At 69.6% G+C, this 19101-nt stretch carries 17 protein-coding genes; 8 read left to right on the top strand and 9 right to left on the bottom strand.

Translation table 11 applies throughout. The annotated features are described in order from the left end of the window. The first annotated feature begins 34 nt into the window (after positions 1-34). The 6 genes from murJ (at position 35) to trxA (ending at position 7639) form a co-directional block, all read left to right on the top strand. Positions 35-2299 carry a murein biosynthesis integral membrane protein MurJ gene (gene murJ / locus IG84_RS0100920; RefSeq protein ID WP_031049971.1) on the top strand — a complete coding sequence of 755 codons (2265 nt, stop codon included), beginning with the start codon at positions 35-37 and terminating at the stop codon, positions 2297-2299. 108 nt (positions 2300-2407) lie between these two features. Continuing rightward, on the top strand, positions 2408-4108 hold the full coding sequence (locus IG84_RS0100925; protein ID WP_031049972.1) for a protein kinase family protein: 1701 nt from the start codon (positions 2408-2410) through the stop codon (positions 4106-4108). Positions 4109-4461: 353 nt separating this feature from the next. After that, complete coding sequence (gene sigM / locus IG84_RS0100930; RefSeq protein WP_031049973.1) at positions 4462-5145, top strand: RNA polymerase sigma factor SigM; 684 nt, start codon at positions 4462-4464, stop codon at positions 5143-5145. Continuing rightward, complete coding sequence (locus IG84_RS0100935; protein WP_031049975.1) at positions 5142-6134, top strand: anti-sigma factor family protein; 993 nt, start codon at positions 5142-5144, stop codon at positions 6132-6134. Before sigM ends, IG84_RS0100935 begins: the two co-directional genes overlap by 4 nt. Positions 6135-6276: 142 nt before the next feature. Further along, positions 6277-7269, top strand: coding sequence for a thioredoxin-disulfide reductase (gene trxB / locus IG84_RS0100940; protein WP_031049978.1), 993 nt, complete (start codon positions 6277-6279; stop codon positions 7267-7269). A 43-nt stretch (positions 7270-7312) separates the two neighbouring features. Continuing rightward, positions 7313-7639, top strand: a complete 327-nt coding sequence (gene trxA / locus IG84_RS0100945) for a thioredoxin (protein ID WP_030412271.1) — start codon at positions 7313-7315, stop codon at positions 7637-7639. 65 nt (positions 7640-7704) lie between these two features. On the opposite strand, the gene IG84_RS0100950 is transcribed toward trxA, so the two are convergent. The 9 genes from IG84_RS0100950 to rpmH form a co-directional block, all read right to left on the bottom strand. Beyond that, on the bottom strand, positions 7705-8322 hold the full coding sequence (locus tag IG84_RS0100950; RefSeq protein ID WP_030259447.1) for a GNAT family N-acetyltransferase: 618 nt from the start codon (positions 8320-8322) through the stop codon (positions 7705-7707). 312 nt (positions 8323-8634) lie between these two features. Further along, positions 8635-9729 (bottom strand): ParB/RepB/Spo0J family partition protein, encoded by a 1095-nt coding sequence (locus IG84_RS0100960; RefSeq protein WP_078648524.1) that lies wholly within the window; start codon positions 9727-9729, stop codon positions 8635-8637. Further along, positions 9726-10796, bottom strand: a complete 1071-nt coding sequence (locus IG84_RS0100965; RefSeq protein WP_078648525.1) for a ParA family protein — start codon at positions 10794-10796, stop codon at positions 9726-9728. The genes IG84_RS0100960 and IG84_RS0100965 overlap by 4 nt, the downstream gene beginning before the upstream one ends. 339 nt (positions 10797-11135) lie before the next feature. Next, complete coding sequence (gene rsmG / locus IG84_RS0100970; RefSeq protein ID WP_031049989.1) at positions 11136-11861, bottom strand: 16S rRNA (guanine(527)-N(7))-methyltransferase RsmG; 726 nt, start codon at positions 11859-11861, stop codon at positions 11136-11138. A gap of 132 nt (positions 11862-11993) precedes the next feature. Next, positions 11994-12500, bottom strand: a complete 507-nt coding sequence (locus IG84_RS0100975; RefSeq protein WP_031049992.1) for a Jag family protein — start codon at positions 12498-12500, stop codon at positions 11994-11996. A gap of 12 nt (positions 12501-12512) precedes the next feature. Then, positions 12513-13688, bottom strand: a complete 1176-nt coding sequence (gene yidC / locus IG84_RS0100980; RefSeq protein WP_031049995.1) for a membrane protein insertase YidC — start codon at positions 13686-13688, stop codon at positions 12513-12515. A 3-nt stretch (positions 13689-13691) separates the two neighbouring features. Further along, entirely contained in the window at positions 13692-14009 is a 318-nt protein-coding gene (yidD, locus tag IG84_RS39435) for a membrane protein insertion efficiency factor YidD (RefSeq protein ID WP_078648526.1), read from the bottom strand. Then, positions 14006-14398, bottom strand: coding sequence for a ribonuclease P protein component (gene rnpA, locus IG84_RS0100985; protein ID WP_031049999.1), 393 nt, complete (start codon positions 14396-14398; stop codon positions 14006-14008). Before rnpA ends, yidD begins: the two co-directional genes overlap by 4 nt. Positions 14399-14422: 24 nt before the next feature. Next, entirely contained in the window at positions 14423-14560 is a 138-nt protein-coding gene (gene rpmH, locus IG84_RS0100990; RefSeq protein WP_003949374.1) for a 50S ribosomal protein L34, read from the bottom strand. 356 nt (positions 14561-14916) lie between these two features. On the opposite strand from rpmH, the gene dnaA reads away from it, so the two are divergent. Both dnaA and dnaN read left to right on the top strand, forming a co-directional pair. Beyond that, positions 14917-16941, top strand: a complete 2025-nt coding sequence (gene dnaA, locus IG84_RS0100995; RefSeq protein WP_078648527.1) for a chromosomal replication initiator protein DnaA — start codon at positions 14917-14919, stop codon at positions 16939-16941. Between the two features lie 911 nt (positions 16942-17852). Beyond that, entirely contained in the window at positions 17853-18983 is a 1131-nt protein-coding gene (gene dnaN, locus IG84_RS0101000) for a DNA polymerase III subunit beta (protein WP_031050003.1), read from the top strand. Positions 18984-19101: the final 118 nt, after the last annotated feature.

The following is a 19101-nucleotide window of genomic DNA, read 5'->3' on the forward strand; positions in this document are numbered from 1 at the left end:
CCGGATGGCCGGCGACGGATGAGGTGGGGCAGCTATGAATGCGCCGTACGACGGTGACCGCGGCCAGGCTGCGAGCGGCGACGCCGCAGGCCGGCCCCCACAACCGCCGCAGGCACCGGACCCTTACGTGCAGGATGCCTACTCGCGGGCGCCCTTCCCCTCGCAGGACCCCGCGGCCCAGGACCCGGTGGCCGACGCGCTGTACGACCGGGCGGCGCACCCGCCGCACCAGGCCGCGCCGGACCACCCGCTCTACCAGCAGCCGCCGGCCCCCCGGCACACCCCGGGCCCGGAGGCGTGGCCCGCACCGCCGGCGCCCGAGCCGCAGGGCCCGGCGCACCGGCTGTACGGCGACGCCACGGCGACCACCCAGTTCGTCGGGGTGGACGACCTGATCACCCAGGCCGCCGACCGGCCGGCGGAGCCCGACGCGTTCGCCCACCTCTACCGTGACCAGCGGGCGCCGGAACCGCAGCGGCCGCCGGCCCAGAACAGCGGCCCGGGCCCGTACCAGCCGTCGAACGGACAGTACGGACCGCCGGGCGGACAGTACGAACCCGCCGGCGGGCAGTACGAGCCGGCGGGCGGACCGCAGCCCGTGCCCCCGACCGAGCCCGAGCCGGCCTCCGCACCGGAGCCGCCGGAGCCCGCCGGGCGCACCGGCGGCAAGGCCGGCAGCCTGCTGAAGTCCAGCGCCGTGATGGCCGCCGGCACCATGGTCTCCCGGCTCACCGGCTTCGTACGGTCCGCGCTGATCGCCTCCGCGCTCGGCGCCGCCGTCCTCGGTGACTCCTGGCAGGTCGCCTACACCCTGCCCACGATGATCTTCATCCTGACCATCGGCGGCGGCCTGAACTCGGTGTTCGTGCCGCAGCTGGTGCGCGCGATGAAGGAGGACGAGGACGGCGGCGAGGCATACGCCAACCGCCTGCTGACCCTGGTGATGGTGATCCTCGGCGGCCTGACCGTCGGGGCCGTGTTCGCGGCGCCATGGCTGGTGCGGGCGATGTCGGGATTCGCGCCCGACTCGGCCAGCTTCGAGGTCGCCGTCGCCTTCACCCGCTACTGCGTGCCCACGATCTTCTTCATGGGCATCCACGTGATCATGGGCCAGGTGCTCAACGCCCGCGGCCGCTTCGGCGCGATGATGTGGACCCCGGTCCTCAACAACGTCGTCATGATCAGCACGTTCGGGCTGTTCATCTGGGTGTACGGCAGCGCCGGCTCCTCGCACATCGGCGTCACGACCATCCCCGACGCCGGCATCCGGCTGCTGGGCATCGGCACCCTGCTCGGCCTGGTCGTCCAGGCGCTGGCGATGATCCCGTACCTGCGCGACGCCGGCTTCAAGCTCCGGCTGCGGTTCGACTGGCGGGGCCACGGTCTGGGCAAGGCCGCCAAGCTCGCCAAGTGGACCGTGCTCTTCGTGCTCGCCAACCAGGCCGGCGTCCTGGTCGTCTCGAAGCTCTCCACCCTGGCCGGTGAGAAGGCCGCCGGACAGGGCGCCCCCGGCACCGGCTACATGGCGTACTCCAACGCCCAGCTGATCTGGACCATGCCGCACGCGATCATCACCGTCTCCGTGATGGCCGCCCTGCTGCCGCGTCTGTCGCGCTCCGCGCACGACGGCGACATCGGAGCCGTACGCGACGACATCTCCCAGGGGCTGCGCACCTCCGCCGTGGCCGTCGTGCCGATCGCGTTCGGCTTCCTGACCCTCGGCATCCCGATGTGCACGCTGGTCTTCGCCGGTACCGGATCCGCCGCCGGCGTCTCCACGGGCTACATGCTCATGGCCTTCGGCCTCGGCCTGATCCCCTACTCCGTGCAGTACGTCGTGCTGCGCGCCTTCTACGCGTACGAGGACACCCGCACGCCCTTCTACAACACACTGATCGTCGCCGCGGTGAACGCCGCCGCCTCGGCCCTGTGCTACCTCGTCCTGCCCGTCCGGTGGGCCGTGGTCGGCATGGCGGCCTCCTACGGCCTGGCGTACATCATCGGCGTCGGCGTGGCGTGGCGGCGGCTGCGCAAGCGGATGGGCGGCGACTTGGACGGCGCGCACGTAGTGCGTACGTACGCCCGGCTGGCCGGCGCGAGCCTCCCCGCCACCCTGTTCTCCGGCGCCGCCGTGTACGGGATCATGCAGGGGCTGGGGACCGGCGTCCTGGGATCGCTCGTCGCGCTGGTCGGCGGCGGTGCCGTCCTGCTGGTGGTCTTCTACGCGGCCGCCAAGAAGATGCGCATCGAAGAACTCAACGCCCTGGTCGGCATGGTGCGCGGCAAGCTGGGGCGCTGAGCGAGCACAACCTTCGTCCGCCACCGTGTGTCGTGCACTGTGGCGGACTGTGGGCACAATTGACTTGGCTCTTTTGAGCATGCAACGGATGGGGAGGCAGGAACGACGGTGGCGGAACGGAGCACGGCTGCCGTCGACGTGGCCGACACGAGCGGTGGAGAACCGCTCGCCGCCAAGGCGGACGAGGCCACGACCGACGGCACGAAGGCCGAGAAGGTGACCGACGCGGCACAGGACACCGCGGGCGACGGCGCGAAGAACGCCACAGCATCCGAGGCACAGCCGCCCGAACTGCACAGCGGGCACAAGCTGGCCAGGCGGTACCGCCTGGAGGAGTGCGTCACCCGACTGGACGGCTTCAGCAGCTGGCGTGCCGTGGACGAGAAACTGCGCCGCGCCGTCGGGGTCCACATCCTGCCCGCCGACCACCCGCGTGCCCGCCCCGTGCTCTCCGCAGCGCGGTCCGCCGCGCTGCTCGGCGACCCGCGCTTCGTCCAGGTCCTCGACGCCGTCGAGGAGAACGACCTGGTATACGTCGTCCACGAATGGCTCCCGGACGCCACCGAACTGACCGCCGTCCTCGCCTCCGGACCGCTCGAACCGCACGACGCCTACCAGCTCGTGACGCAGATCTCCCAGGCCATGGCCGCCGCCCACCGTGAGGGCCTGGCGCACCTCCGGCTGACCCCCGGGTCCGTTCTGCGCACCTCCTCCGGCCAGTACCGCATCCGGGGTCTGGCGATCATGGCCGCGCTGCGCGGGATCACCAGCGATCACCCGCAGCGCACCGACACGGAGGCCATCGGCGCTCTGCTGTACGCCGGGCTCACCCAGCGCTGGCCGTACGAGAACGACGCGTACGGTCTGTCCGGGCTGCCCAAGGGTGTCGGTCTGATCGCCCCCGACCAGGTTCGGGCCGGAGTGCACCGCGGCCTGTCGGAGCTGGCCATGCGCGCGCTCGTCAACGACGGCGCCACCGCCTCCCGCCAGGAGCAGCCCTGCACCACGCCGGAGGAGCTGGCCAAGGCCGTCGGCGCGATGCCGCGCATCCGCCCGCCGGAGCCCTCCTTCACCACCCCGCCGCCGTACCAGCGCACCGGCTACCAGCAGGGCACGTACGGTCAGTCGGCCGGCGCCGGACGGCCCGGCGCATCGGCCACCCGTCCTGTTCCCACACCGCCGCCTCCGCTGCAGAGCCGTACCGGAAGGGCGGCCAAGTGGTGCGTCTCCGCGCTGCTGATCGCCGCGCTGGGGCTGGGCAGCTGGCAGCTGGCCGACACGCTCCTGAAGGACCGGAACCAGGACGACTCCGGGAGCTCGGAGACGACCGGGGGCCACGCCGGCACGGCGTCGGGCAAGACCGTCCGCGTCGACAAGGTCGTGGACTTCGACCCGCCGCCGGGCGGTGACGGCACGGAGAACCCGCAGGACGCCCCCAAGGCCCTCGACGGGGACCCCGCCACGTCCTGGCCGACCCGCAATTACTACGGCCGCTCCGACCTCGGCGGCCTCAAGGACGGCGTGGGGCTGATTCTCGACCTCGGCAAGGTCCAGCAGGTCGGCAGCGTCAAGGTCGACCTCGTCGGGAACACCTCGCTCGACTTCCGCGCCGCGCCCGAGGACAGCAGCGGTGCGCCCACGTCCCTCGACGGCTTCAAGAAGGTCGCCGGCGGCTCGGGGGAGACGGTCACGCTGCAGGCAAAGGAGCCGATCAAGACACAGTACGTATTGGTCTGGCTCACCGACCTCCCGTTGAAGGACGATGGCAACTACCGGGGCCAGATCAAGGAGATCAAGGTCCGCAGCTAGGGGTGGGCAGCAGGGGGGCGCCAGGATGTCGATGCGGACAGCGGCCAGGAGGCGCCGGTGCTCCCCGGGCCTCCTTCCGCCCCCGCGGCCGGCCGCTGTGGCCGTCGTCCTGGAGCCTGGTACCGCCGAGCACCCGTATGTAAGCTCCCGTGTACAGCTTGACGCCAGGGGTTCGGTTATGCGTGATGGCGCAGTGTTGCCCGCCGTCGTAGGAAAGATCGGTCCGGCCGGTGTCCTGGCCGTCCCGCCCGAAGCCCGTGCCCGGGCAGCCCCGGGCAGGACATGTACAGCGGCGCCGTCCACGCGGCCGGCACTCCCCGGCCCGCACTGGGCCGGCTCCTGCGAGGCGGGCCATGGCAGATAACGTCCGCCCCTCCGACCAGGCACTCCTCGCCCGTCATGTCGAGGGTGACCCCGACGCCTTCGGCGAGATCGTCAGGCGCCACCGTGACCGCCTCTGGGCGGTCGCGCTGCGTACCCTCGGCGACCGCGAGGAAGCGGCCGACGCCGTGCAGGACGCCCTGGTGTCCGCCTACCGCGCCGCCCACACCTTCCGCGGCCAGTCGGCCGTGACCACCTGGCTGCACCGCATCACGGTCAACGCCTGCCTGGACCGCGCCCGCAAAGCAGCCTCCCGGCGCACCTCGCCGATCGCGGAGACCGAGCGGCTGGAACAGCTCATTGAGCCGCACGAATCCGCCGCCGTACCGGCCGAGCGCCAGGATCTGCACCGCGAACTGCTCAGCGCCCTCCGTACTCTCCCCGCCGAACAACGCGCGGCCATCGTCCTCGTCGACATGCAGGGCTACCCCGTGGCCGAGGCCGCGGAGGTACTTGGCGTCCCCACCGGCACAGTAAAAAGCCGGTGCGCGCGCGGCCGGGCCCGGCTCCTCCCGATGCTCACCCATCTGCGCGCCGAAGACGGGGATAAGGGCACCTCAGGCGGGGGAAGGAACCGGGCGCAGGGGACATCCGTCCCACAGACGGCAGGACCGAATGACTCAGGGGCCGTGAAGGGCGGAGGTGGGCGAGCGTGACAGCCACGACCGACACGGGCGGGCATCCGGAGGTCGCGGATATCTCCGCGCTCGCGGACGGGTTGCTCTCGCCCGCCCGCGCGGCAGATCTCCGTGCACATCTCGACGGATGCCCGCTGTGTGAGGACGTCCACAGCTCGCTGGAGGAGATCCGCGCACTGCTCGGCACGCTGCCAGGACCGGGGCGGATGCCCGACGACGTCGTCGGTCGCATCGACGCCGCTCTGGCGGCCGAGGCTCTGCTCGATGCCACGGCGCCCACCGGTGACGCCGCCCTCGTATCGAGCTCCCTGGGCGACAGCTCCCGCGTCATGGGGCAGTCGACCGGTACGCATGATGGCTCGGTTTCACGTGAAACCGTGGAGGAGAAGCGGGACGCTGTTTCACGTGAAACAGTGCCCGTGCGCTCCGGTGGCAGCTCCGCCGATCGCCCGGCCGGCTACCCCCGCTCCGCCACGGGTCCTGGTCGCAAGGCCCCCGGCGCCCGCACGGCGAGGGGGCACCGCTGGCCCAAGGTACTTCTCGGCACAGCGGCCGCCACGGCCGTGCTCGGTATCGGCGGCATCCTTCTGCAGAATGGTTCCGCGAACACTGGGCAGGACCAGGACCCCGGCGTGACCGCCACCGGGCAGAGCCCCGCGGACGGGTCGCTCAGCTCCGCGACCCTGGGCAGCCACGTGCGCGATCTGCTCGCCGAGCCCGGCCGCAGCAAGACCCCCGATGTCGGCACCCAGAGCTCGCCCCAGTCGCCGCTGCGCGGCGCGGACGACACGATCCCCTCCTGCGTGCGCAAGGGCCTTGCACGTCCCGAGAAGCCGCTGGCCGCGAGCCGCGACACCTATCAGGGCAAGGACGCCTACCTCGTCGTGCTGCCCCATCCGTCCGACACGGCCCGGGTCTCTGCCTACGTCGTCTCGGCGTCCTGCGTCTCCGCCTCACCGTCTGTTCCTGGCAAGATTCTGCTCAGCGGGACTTATACCCGCGGCTGAGTCGCCGAGCCCGGCCCCGGGCTGCGGGCCGCTGGAGGTGCGCTGGGACACTGCGGGAATGCTCGCCCCGTAGGATCCGTTGGGTGGGGTGAGAGTTCCTCCAGCCCACCCAACGCAGTCGGCAGAGACAAGGAAGACACCCGTGAGCGACGTCCGTAACGTGATCATCATCGGCTCCGGGCCTGCGGGCTATACCGCCGCGCTCTACACCGCCCGTGCCTCGCTGAAGCCGCTGGTTTTCGAGGGCGCCGTCACCGCCGGTGGCGCACTGATGAACACCACCGATGTGGAGAACTTCCCCGGCTTCCGGGACGGCATCATGGGCCCGGACCTCATGGACAACATGCGGGCCCAGGCCGAGCGCTTCGGCGCCGAGCTGATCCCCGATGACGTCACCGCCGTGGACCTCTCCGAGCCCATCAAGACGGTCACCGACTCCGCCGGCACTGTGCACCGCGCGCGTGCCGTCATCGTCACCACCGGCTCCCAGCACCGCAAGCTCGGCCTGCCGCGTGAGGACGAGCTCTCCGGTCGCGGCGTGTCGTGGTGCGCCACCTGCGACGGCTTCTTCTTCAAGGACCAGGACATCGCCGTCATCGGCGGCGGCGACACCGCGATGGAGGAAGCCACCTTCCTCTCCCGCTTCGCCAAGTCCGTCACCATCGTCCACCGCCGCGACACCCTGCGCGCCAGCAAGGCGATGCAGGAGCGCGCGTTCGCCGATCCGAAGATCAAGTTCGTGTGGGACAGCGAGGTCGCCGAGATCCACGGCGAGAACAAGCTCTCCGGCCTGACCCTGCGCAACCTCAAGACCGGCGACACCTCCGAGCTGCCGGTCACCGGACTGTTCATCGCCATCGGTCACGACCCGCGCACCGAGCTGTTCAAGGGCCAGCTGAAGCTGGACGACGACGGTTACCTCAAGGTGGACGCGCCCAGCACCCACACCAACATCCAGGGCGTCTTCGCCGCCGGTGACGTCGTGGACCACACCTACCGTCAGGCGATCACCGCCGCCGGCACCGGCTGCTCCGCCGCCCTGGACGCCGAGCGCTTCCTCGCCTCGCTCACCGACAGCGAGCCGGCCGAGCCCGAGCAGACCCCTGCCACGCCGGAGCAGACCCCCACCGCCTGACCGCGAACGTCAGCTTTCACACCCACCCAGTAAGGAGAACGCCATGGCCGGTGCCACGGTGACCGTGACGGACGCCAACTTCGAAGAGGTCGTCCTCAAGAGCGACAAGCCCGTACTCGTCGACTTCTGGGCCACCTGGTGCGGCCCGTGCCGTCAGGTTGCCCCCTCCCTGGAGGCCATCGCCGCGGAGCACGACGAGATCGTCATCGCCAAGCTCAACACCGACGAGAACCCCGCGACCACCGCCAAGTACGGCGTCATGTCGATCCCGACCATGAACGTCTACAAGGACGGCGAGGTCGTGAAGACCATCGTCGGCGCCAAGCCGAAGGCCGCGATCGAGCGGGACCTGGCGGACTACCTCGCCTGATCTCCGCACGATGTTTCACGTGAAACGGGCCTGCCCTCCGGGGCGGGCCCGTTTCGCTGTCCGCACTACAGGGGCCGGAGTACCGGTTCTTTCTGAACAGCACCCAGCAGCCGGTCCAGCGCCAGTTCCACGTCTTCCTTCCACGACAGGGTCGTGCGCAGCTCCAGGCGCAGCCGTGGGTAGCGCGGGTGCGGCCGCACGGTCTTGAAGCCCACCGCGAGCAGGTGATCGGCGGGCAGCACGCACGCCGGCTCCGTCCACTTCGCGTCACCGAACGCCTCGATCGCTTTGAAGCCCCGCCGCAGCAGGTCCTTCGCGACCGTCTGGACCATGACCCTGCCCAGCCCCTGACCCTGGTAGCCGGGGATGAGCCAGGCGGTCATCAGCTGCACGGCATCGGGGGAGACCGGGCTCGTCGGGAAGGCCGTGGAGCGTGGCACGTATGCCGGAGGCGCGTACAGCACGAAGCCGACCGGGACCTCGTCCACATAGACCACCCGGCCACAGGAGCCCCACTCCAGCAGCACGGCGGAGATCCACGCTTCCTTCTCCAGCTCGGGCCGGCCGCTCTTTACCGCGGCTTCACCGCTGACGGGGTCGAGCTCCCAGAAGACACACGAGCGGCAGCGCTTGGGGACATCCGGAAGGTTGTCCAGCGTGAGCGGTACGAGCCGACGCCCCATGAAGCCAGGTCCTCACTTCCCTCGCCCACCGCACCTCCCGGCACGGTCAGCGGAACGCGCTCACTGAGCAGACCACCGACGAATCCGCCGACTGCGCCCAGACCGAACCCCGCTGCCATCAATCCGGTGCGGCTCACCGATCGCATGGCCTCTCCTCGACGTGAGGTGACTCCGAGTGGATGCGTGCCATACCCGAACGCATCGTAACCGGGACAACATGAACCCGGGTACCGCGAAAAGGCAAAGGGCGGGCCGTGTTCCGGTCACCTCACCGGCACACGGCCCGCCCTCCCGGCGGACAGCGGCGTCCGCTCACGCCTCGTCGCTGTCCTCCTCCGGGTGCTTGTCCAGCACCCGTCCCTCTCCGGGAGCCAGCGTGCCCAGGATGCGGTCGAGATCGTCTATCGAGGCGAACTCCACGACGATCTTTCCCTTCTTCTGGCCGAGATCGACCTTCACCCGCGTCTCGAACCGGTCCGAGAGCCGTGAGGCCAGATCGGTCAGGGCGGGCGAGACGCGGGTACCGGCGCGCGGCCCCTTCGTCTTCGACGCGCTCTTGGGTGTGGACCCCATCAGGGTCACGATCTCCTCGACCGCCCGCACCGAAAGGCCCTCGGCCACGATGCGGTGCGCCAGCCGGTCCTGCTCCTCGGAGTCCTCCACGGACAGCAGCGCCCGCGCATGGCCGGCCGAGAGCACCCCCGCGGCGACCCGTCGCTGCACCGACGGCGACAGCTTCAGCAGCCGCAGCGTGTTGGAGACCTGCGGACGCGACCGCCCGATCCGGTCCGCCAGCTCGTCGTGTGTGCAGTTGAAGTCCTTCAGCAACTGGTCGTAGGCCGCCGCCTCCTCCAGCGGGTTCAGCTGAGCCCGGTGGAGGTTCTCCAGCAGCGCGTCCAGGAGGAGCTTCTCGTCGTCCGTCGCCCGGACGATCGCCGGGATCTTCTCCAGGCCGGCCTCACGGCACGCCCGCCAGCGGCGCTCGCCCATGATGAGCTCGTACCGCCCCGGCCCCATCCCCCGCACGACGACCGGCTGGAGCAGGCCCACCTCCTGGATGGAGGTGACCAGCTCCGCCAGGGCGTCCTCGTCGAACACCTCACGCGGCTGCCGTGGATTGGGAGTGATCGAGTCGATAGGCAGCTCGGCGAAGTGCGCCCCGGCGACCTCGCTCCCCTTGTCGTTCACCACCGGCTCGGCCGGTGCCTCCGTTTCACGTGAAACGGCAGCGTCCGGGATGGCCGCCACCTTGGCTGCGGCAACGCCTCGCTCCGATGTCATGACCGGCACCGCCGATGGCGATGTCGTCCCCCGTCCCACCGCCGGGCCGGCGTTGTCCGAACCCTGCGGTGCCGCGGGGATCAGCGCACCGAGCCCGCGGCCCAGTCCTCTACGTCGTTCGCTCACTGATTCCCCTCCGACATGCTGTGCTGTGATTCATAGGTCACGCTGAGCCCCTGACCGGCCGCCCCGGAGACCCCGCGCAGCGCGATCTCACGCGCCGCTTCGAGATAGGACAGCGAACCGCTGGAGCCCGGATCATAAGTGAGCACCGTCTGCCCGTAGCTCGGCGCCTCAGAGATGCGCACGGAGCGGGGGATGCTCGTTCTCAGTACCTCGCTGCCGAAGTGACTGCGCACCTCGTCGGCGACCTGGGAGGCGAGCCGGGTCCGGCCGTCGTACATGGTCAGCAGGATCGTCGACACATGAAGCTTGGGGTTCAGGTGGCCCCGGACCAGATCGACGTTCCGCAGGAGCTGGCCCAGGCCCTCCAGCGCGTAGTACTCGCACTGGATCGGGATCAGTACTTCGGCCCCGGCCACCAGCGCGTTGACCGTCAGCAGGCCGAGCGAGGGCGGGCAGTCGATGAGGATGTAGTCCAGCGGCTGCTCGTATGCCTTGATGGCCCGGTCCAGCCGGCTCTCCCGGGCCACCAGCGAGACCAGCTCGATCTCCGCGCCGGCCAGGTCGATCGTGGCGGGCGCGCAGAACAGCCCCTCCACGTCCGGTACCGGCTGAACCACGTCGGAAAGTGGCTTGCTCTCCACCAACACGTCGTAGATGGAGGGGACTTCGGAGTGGTGGTCGATCCCCAGGGCCGTGGAGGCATTGCCCTGCGGGTCCAGGTCCACCACCAGTACTCGTGCCCCGTGCAGGGCGAGTGAGGCAGCCAGGTTCACGGTGGTCGTGGTCTTGCCGACCCCGCCCTTCTGGTTGGCCACCACCATGACCCGGGTCTGCTCGGGGCGAGGCAGAGCCTCTCCCGCCCGGCCCAGCGCCTGGACTGCCAGCTGAGCAGCACGACCGATCGGGGTGTCGTCCATGGGGGGCGGCGTTTCACGTGAAACGTCGTCCCCGAACGACTCGCTACGGGGACCGGGGACCGGATCGGTCATCGGTCCCGCGATGTTGGCGTCGGACCGCAAGGATTCACTCTCCTCGACTTCAGGCTCGCAATGCTCAGAGCCTGCCATGGTTTCGGTGTCGCGAACCAGCGAGGCCCTGTCTCCTGTGGATGAATCCTCCTCTGTGGATACATCCGTGACCCGACCGGGTCGGTGGCCACGCGGTGCGGCAGCCGCACGACCTCGACTGATGATTCCATGCAGCAGGGAGCGACGTTTCACGTGAAACACGATGCCAGCGCCGTGTCCTATTCCCCCGCGACACTCCGGCTTATGTCGTTTTGGTGGTTTGTATGGAGCACGGCCCTCGGCGGTTCGAGCGACGCCCCTGGCCAGACATGACAGGAGCGCTTCCCGTCGGCGGACGGAAAGCGCTCCTGTCTGCGTCTGGTGTTGTGCTGTGCCGGTCTACCGCCGCCGGCTCCTGGCCGGCCGGTTGGCGCGATTCGCCTTGGCACGCTTGGCCGCGAAGCGGACGCCGCCGGGGCTCTCGCCCACCTCCACGCGGACGACCGTGGACAGCGGATCGACCACGCCCTCACCGACGTGCACCACCGAGGTGGCCTCCACGCCGAGCTTGCTGAGCGCCGCCCGGGCGCCCTTCAGCTCTTCCTCCGCGGTGTCGCCCTTGAGCGCCAGCATCTCGCCGTACGGCCGCAGCAGCGGGACACCCCAGCCGGCCAGCCGGTCCAGCGGTGCCACGGCACGCGCGGTCACCACGTGGACCTGAGGGATCTTGCCCATCACCTCTTCGGCCCGGCCCCGCACCACGGTCACGTGATCAAGACCCAGCAGCTCCACGACCTCCTGCAGGAAGTTCGTCCGCCGCAGCAGCGGCTCCAGCAGGGTGATCTTCAGATCCGGTCGCACCAGCGCCAGCGGAATGCCCGGCAGCCCGGCCCCCGAGCCCACATCGCACACCGAGACACCCTCGGGGACCACCTCGGAGAGCACCGCGCAATTCAGCAGGTGGCGCTCCCACAGCCGCGGCACCTCACGCGGACCGATCAGCCCGCGCCGTACACCCGCGTCGGCGAGCAGCTCGCCGTACCGCACGGCCTCCGGGAAGCGCTCACCGAAAATCTCCCGCGCCGCTTCCGGCGCCGCTGGAAGCTCCGCCGCTGACTCCGTCACGGTTACCGCCCTTCCTCTGAACTGCTGATCCTGCCGGTACCCGGATCGAGACCCGGTCCTGGCAGAAGGCTGACAAGACGTGGCCCCGCCTGCGAACAGACGGGGCCAAAGACACGCGCGAGCGCCGGGGAATCAGGCCGGGAGCACGACGACCCGGCGCTGGGGCTCCTCGCCCTCGGACTCGCTGCGCAGTCCGGCCGCCGCGACGGCGTCGTGCACCACCTTGCGCTCGAACGGCGTCATCGGCTTCAGCTTCACCGGCTCGCCCGAGGTCTTCGCCTCCTGGGCCGCCTTGGCACCCAGCTCCGCGAGCTCCTCGCGCTTGCGTGCGCGGTAGCCGGCGATGTCCAGCATCAGACGGCTGCGGTCGCCCGTCTCCCGGTGCACCGCCAGCCGGGTCAGCTCCTGGAGCGCCTCCAGCACCTCACCGTCCCGGCCCACCAGCTTCTGCAGGTCACGGCTGGTGGAGTCGCTGATGATCGACACCGCGGCACGGTCGGCCTCGACGTCCATGTCGATGTCGCCGTCGAGATCCGCGATGTCCAGCAGGCCCTCGAGGTAGTCGGCCGCGATCTCGCCCTCCTGCTCCAGCCGGGACAGGGTGTCGGTGCCCTCGGCGGCAGGGGTCGTGTCCGTCACGAAAGACTCCTTCTACTTCTTGGACGGGTGCTTGGGCCGCTGCTGGCCCTTGCGCTGTCCGGACTTGGCGTTACGGGAGGAACCGGAGGCCGAGCTGCCCTTGGGCTTGCCGCCCTCGGAGGACTTCTTCGCGGCGTCCGCCTTCTGGCCCGAGTCCTTCTGCAGCGACTGCTTGGTCTCGCCCTTGGCCGTGGAGCCCGACTGCCCGCCCTGCGCACCGGCCCGGGTGCGGGTCTGCGTACCGCCGCCGGCCGGGGCCGCGGTCTGCCGCTGGGACTTGCTCTGGCGCTTGGGCTGCTGGCGGTTCTGGCGCGCCTCCTCGACGGCCTTCTTCGCCTCGACCTCGGCCGGGTCCTCCTTCAGCTTGCCCTTGGCACGCAGCCGCTCCTGGCGCTCCGTGTAGGCCCGGCTGCCCGGAGTGGGGTTACGGCGGATGACGAACATCTGCTGGCCCATGGTCCACACGTTGGTGGTCAGCCAGTACACGAGGACACCGACGGGGAAGTTGATGCCGAAGACGGCGAACATGATCGGGAAGACGTACATCAGCATCTTCTGCTGCTGCATGAACGGCGTCTTCACCGTGAGGTCGACGTTCTTCGTCATCAGCTGGCGCTGGGTGTAGAACTGCGACGCCGACATCAGAACGATCATGATGATCGTGACGACCCGGACGTCGGTCAGGGAGGCGCCGAGCGCCTCGACCTTCGACGCCGAGTCCATGAACTTCACGGACAGCGGGGCACCGAAGATGTGCGCCTGCTGCGCGCTCGCCAGCAACGGCTTGTCGATGACGCCGACAACCTCGTTGTTCGCGATGTGGTTCAGGACCTGGTACAGCGAGATGAAGAACGGCGACTGCGCGATGATCGGGAGACAGCTCGAGAGCGGGTTGGTGCCCGTCTCCTTGTAGAGCTTCATCATCTCTTCGGACTGGCGCTGCTTGTCGCTCTTGTAGCGCTCCTGGATCGCCTTCATCTTGGGCTGGAGCGCCTGCATGTTCCGCGTCGACTTGATCTGCTTCACGAAGAGCGGGATCAGGCAGATACGGATCAGCACCACCAGCGAGACGATGGACAGGCCCCACGCCGCGCCGCTGTTCTTGTCGAAGACCAGGCTGTACAGCGAATGGAACTGGACGATGATCCAGGAAACTGCGTAATAGAGAGGATTCAGGATCGTGTCCACGAATCAAGCTCCTTGGGCGTTGGGCTGAGTCTCGGGCTTTGCGGCAGGCTCATGGACGGCGGGCCCGCCCAAGCGGCTCCTCAGCCGCTGGTGCCAGACCGGATGCTTCCGGGGCGGTACATGGTCGACACCACCGAGCGACCACGGATTGCAACGCAGGATGCGCCAGGCGGTCAGCGCTGTCCCTTTTACCGCGCCGTGCCTGTCGATGGCCGTGTAGCCATAGTGGGAGCACGACGGGTAGTACTTGCAGACCGGTCCCAGCAAAGGGCTGATGGTCCACTGGTACAACTTGATCAACAGCAGCAGCGGGTACTTCACGGAGCGCCCCCTCCAGGGTCCCGCCCGGGGGTCCTCAGCAGGCGCTGCAGCGCGGCATCAAGATCGCGGGCGAGCGCGTCGTACTCCGCATCGCCCGCGCCGGGCAGCGCACGTACGACCACCAGGCTACCGGCGGGCAGCCGGTCCAGACGGTCGCGCACGAGGTGGCGGAGCCGGCGCTGGACCTTGTTCCGCACCACGGCGTTGCCGATGGCCTTGCTCACGACGAAACCCGCACGCGTCGGGGGAACCATTTCCCCCGCTGCGTGCGGGTCCGTTGCACCGCTGCGTAGATGGACGACAAGGAGCGGGCGCCCGGCCCTGCGTCCTCGGCGTACCGCGGTCGCGAAGTCCTCGCGCCGCCTCAGCCGATTCTCGGTAGGCAGCACGTCATGGACCTAGAGGCCGGGCTGTCAGGCCGACAGGCGGGCGCGACCCTTGCCACGGCGGGACGCGAGGATCGCGCGGCCGGCACGCGTACGCATGCGCAGACGGAAGCCGTGGGTCTTGGCGCGACGACGGTTGTTCGGCTGGAAGGTGCGCTTGCTCACTCGGGGGCTCCAGGAAAGATTGTTGCCTCTTGCGAGACAGGTGTGGGGCGTCGACTGGCTGTCACCGTGCGCCCACGAGTAGCTCGCATACGCCCGAGTGCACCGCTACACGATCGCTGGGCGCGATCTTTGCCCATCGGAGGCAGGCGGCAGCAGCCATCGACAACTCGACCTGGTCACGGTACGCGCGGCTGCATCATCCGGTCAAACCGGCTCTAGGACAGGACACGCTATGCACAGGCTGTGGACAACAACTTGAACACGCGCGGGTCTGCTGACTACCGTGGCTGAACTCCGATTCCTTCCCGCCCGTCCTGAGAATCACACATTCGTGGGACTGTGAGAGAGCGTGCTCTGTGGCTGACGTCCCTGCCGATCTTGCCGCAGTGTGGCCGCGGGTCCTCGACCACCTGCTCCGGGCGGAGAGCGACAGCCTCAAGCCCAAGGACCAGGACTGGCTCAAGCGGACACAGCCGCTCGCCCTGGTCGCCGACACCGCGCTGCTCGCTGTACCCAACGAATTCGCGAAGGGTGTACTGGAAGGCCGGCTCGCCCCGCTGATCGGCGAGGCGCTGAGCCACGAGTGCGGCCGCCCGATCCGGATCGCGATCACCGTCGACGACACCGCCGAGGCGCCGCAGCCCCCCGCGCCGCCCCAGCAGCACCTCCCGTCGCAGCAGCCCCAGCTCTCGCACGACGCGTACGAAAGCTACGACGGCCGCCAGGGTTACGGTCGGCAGAACGGCCACCAGGGCGGCCACGAAAACGGCCCTCAGGGGGGACACCAGGCTGGACATGGAGGCGGCCAGCACGGCGGCCACCAGAGCGACGAGCTGCCCACCGTGCGCCCCGCCTACCCCGAGTACCAGCAGCAGCACCCGCAGCCGCGGCCCGCGCCCGGCGCCTGGCCGCAGCACTCCGAGGACCGCCGCTCCAGCATGGGCGACGACTCCGGCCGGCACGACGACTACGGCTGGCAGCAGCAGCGGCTCGGCGGCTTCCCCGAGCGCGACCCCTATGCCACGCCGTCGCACCTGCAGCAGCACGGCCGGCCCGGACCCGGCGACTATCGGTCGCAGAACGACGACTACCGGTCACAAGCGGACGACTACCGCTCGCAGAACACCGACGACTACCGCCGGCAGGGCGCCGACCGCCCCGGCCCCGGGCAGCACGCCGACTCGCAACGCTCTCCGTACGAGCAGTCCCCGCAGCACCGCGACTCCGACGGCCACCAGCCGGGCGGCCCCGGACGGCACGCGGGCCCCGGCAGCAATCTGCCCGCGCCCAGCGGCGCCCCCGGCCCGCTCGCGGCCCAGCCCGCGCCGGCGACGGGCCCCGGAGAGCCCACCGCGCGACTGAACCCGAAGTACCTCTTCGACACCTTCGTCATCGGCGCTTCCAACCGCTTCGCGCACGCCGCAGCGGTCGCCGTCGCCGAGGCCCCGGCCAAGGCGTACAACCCGCTCTTCATCTACGGCGAGTCCGGGCTCGGCAAGACCCACCTGCTGCACGCGATCGGCCATTACGCCCGCAGCCTGTACCCCGGTACCAGGGTCAGATACGTGAGCTCGGAGGAGTTCACCAACGAGTTCATCAACTCCATCCGCGACGGCAAGGCGGACGCGTTCCGCAAGCGCTACCGCGACATGGACATCCTGCTGGTCGACGACATCCAGTTCCTGGCGAGCAAGGAGTCGACGCAGGAGGAGTTCTTCCACACGTTCAACACGCTGCACAACGCGAACAAGCAGATCGTGCTCTCCAGTGACCGGCCGCCCAAGCAGCTGGTGACCCTGGAGGACCGGCTGCGCAACCGCTTCGAGTGGGGCCTGATCACGGACGTCCAGCCGCCCGAGCTGGAGACCCGTATCGCGATCCTCCGCAAGAAGGCGGTGCAGGAGCAGCTCAACGCGCCGCCGGAGGTACTGGAGTTCATCGCCTCCCGGATCTCGCGCAACATCCGCGAGCTGGAGGGGGCGCTGATCCGGGTCACGGCCTTCGCCTCGCTCAACCGGCAGCCGGTGGACCTCGGCCTCACCGAGATCGTCCTGAAGGACCTGATCCCCGGTGGCGAGGACGCGGCCCCCGAGATCACCGCCACCGCGATCATGGCCGCCACCGCCGACTACTTCGGGCTGACGGTCGACGACCTGTGCGGCTCCTCACGCAGCCGGGTACTGGTGACCGCGCGGCAGATCGCGATGTACCTGTGCCGTGAGCTGACCGATCTGTCGCTGCCGAAGATCGGCGGCCACTTCGGCGGCCGCGACCACACGACCGTCATGCACGCGGACCGGAAGATCCGCGCGCTGATGGCGGAGCGCCGCTCCATCTACAACCAGGTGACCGAGCTGACGAACCGCATCAAGAACGGCTGACGCGGGCGGCGCCGGCCGCGGACGCGCACAGGGCGCTCCGGGACAACTCCCGGAGCGCCCTTCGCCGTTGAGTGCCCCTCAAGTACCCCTGCGGCAGGCTCTCCGGGCGTCCCGAGCCGTCCCCACGCTGTGGAACCCGCTCCCCGGCCGGCTCCGAACTCCCCAGCCCTGTTCGATTTCTGACGAGGACACGGCCTCCCTCCACAGATTGGGCGAGAATCTTCCTTCCACACCCTGGGGACTGGAGAGTTATCCCAACAGCGTCCACAAGGAGGCCGGCGGCCAGGACATCGCACCAGGTCAGCAGGGTGTGGATTTGCGGACAACCGCCATCCACAGGGTGTGGACAAAGATCCCGTCCACAGGGCGGGCACGCGACTGTCCACCGGCTGCCCACAGGCAAAGCCGCGTTGTACACACCTCGTCCACACCGCTGTCCACTGTTCGGCAAGGCAACACCCCCTCTCACTGGCTCGAGTGAAAGCCGTCACACCAAAGTGCCGGGTTGGGCTGTGGGGAACCTGGGTAAAACTGGGGACGGCGCTGGGGAGAAACCGGCCTCCCCTGTGCATCAGGTGTGCACAAAGTCGGGCGGTCCACAGAACCGCCGGCTTATCCACGGCTGCACCCACAGCCCCCGGTGGACAAAAAACGGGCGCTGACCTGGGAAAAGCCGGTTGTCCACGGTTTCCACAGCCCCTACTACTACGACCACGGATATGTAGCGGGGAACTCGTTTCGAATCGGGTGCTGTGCACAACTTGGGGACCGGGCCTCTCCGAGCTCCCGTCCCGACTTGACCCCGAGCCGCACCGACTGTCGGTGGTGTGCGTCAGACTGGTCTCCGGCAACCCAGCCGACGACGAAGGCCAGCAGGGCGAAGAGCCAGCAACAGCAGGAGGCGGTTTCCGGTGAAGATCCGGGTGGAGCGCGATGTACTCGCGGAGGCAGTGGCCTGGGCGGCCAAGAGCCTCCCGGCCCGTCCGCCGGTGCCCGTCCTCGCGGGCCTGCTGCTGAAGGCGGAGGACGGCTCCCTGAGCCTCTCCGGCTTCGACTACGAGGTCTCGGCACGCGTCTCGGTGGAGGCGGAGACCGAGGAGGAGGGCACGGTCCTCGTCTCCGGCCGGCTGCTCGCCGACATCTGCCGTGCGCTGCCGAACCGCCCGGTGGAGATCTCCACAGACGGTGTACGAGTGACCGTCGTCTGCGGCTCCTCGCGCTTCACCCTCCACACCCTTCCTGTGGAGGAGTACCCGGCGCTGCCCCAGATGCCCACCGCCACCGGCACCGTCCCCGGTGAGGTCTTCGCCTCCGCGGCCGCCCAGGTCGCCATCGCCGCCGGCCGCGACGACACCCTCCCGGTGCTCACCGGTGTCCGCATCGAGATCGAGGGCGACACCGTCACGCTCGCCTCGACCGACCGCTACCGCTTCGCGGTCCGCGAGTTCCTGTGGAAGCCGGAGAGCCCGGACGCCTCCGCGGTCGCGCTGGTGCCCGCCAAGACGCTGCTGGACACCGCCAAGTCGCTGAGCAGCGGTGACACGGTCACGCTGGCGCTGTCCGGCTCCGGTGCCGGCGAGGGCCTGATCGGTTTCGAGGGCGCCGGGCGGCGGACGACCACCCGCCTCCTCGAGGGCGACCTGCCGAAGTACCGCACGCTCTTCCCGACCGAGTTCAACTCCGTCGCGGTGATCGAGACCGCCCCCTTCGTCGAGGCCGTCAAGCGTGTGGCGCTGGTGGCCGAGCGGAACACCCCGGTGCGGCTCAGCTTCGAGCAGGGCGTGCTGATCCTGGAGGCCGGCTCCAGCGACGATGCACAGGCTGTGGAGCGCGTCGACGCGGCTCTGGAGGGCGACGACATCTCGATCGCCTTCAACCCCGGCTTCCTGCTGGAGGGTCTGTCCGCGATCGACTCGCCGGTGGCGCAGCTCTCGTTCACGACGTCGACCAAGCCCGCGCTGCTGAGCGGCAAGCCGGCCGCCGACGCCGAGGCGGACGACGCGTACAAGTACCTGATCATGCCGGTCCGCCTGTCCGGCTGAGCCTGACACGTCGCGTCGGCTGGGAGCGCGAGGGGCGTCCCTCGCCGGGCCGCAGTATGCCGGTGCGTCTCTCCGGCTGAGCCTGCGCCCGGTGCCCTGTGCCGCGCCCGGAAGGCCG

Source organism: Streptomyces ochraceiscleroticus, from assembly GCF_000720485.1.
In the GTDB taxonomy this organism is placed as follows: Bacteria; Actinomycetota; Actinomycetes; order Streptomycetales; family Streptomycetaceae; genus Streptomyces; species Streptomyces ochraceiscleroticus.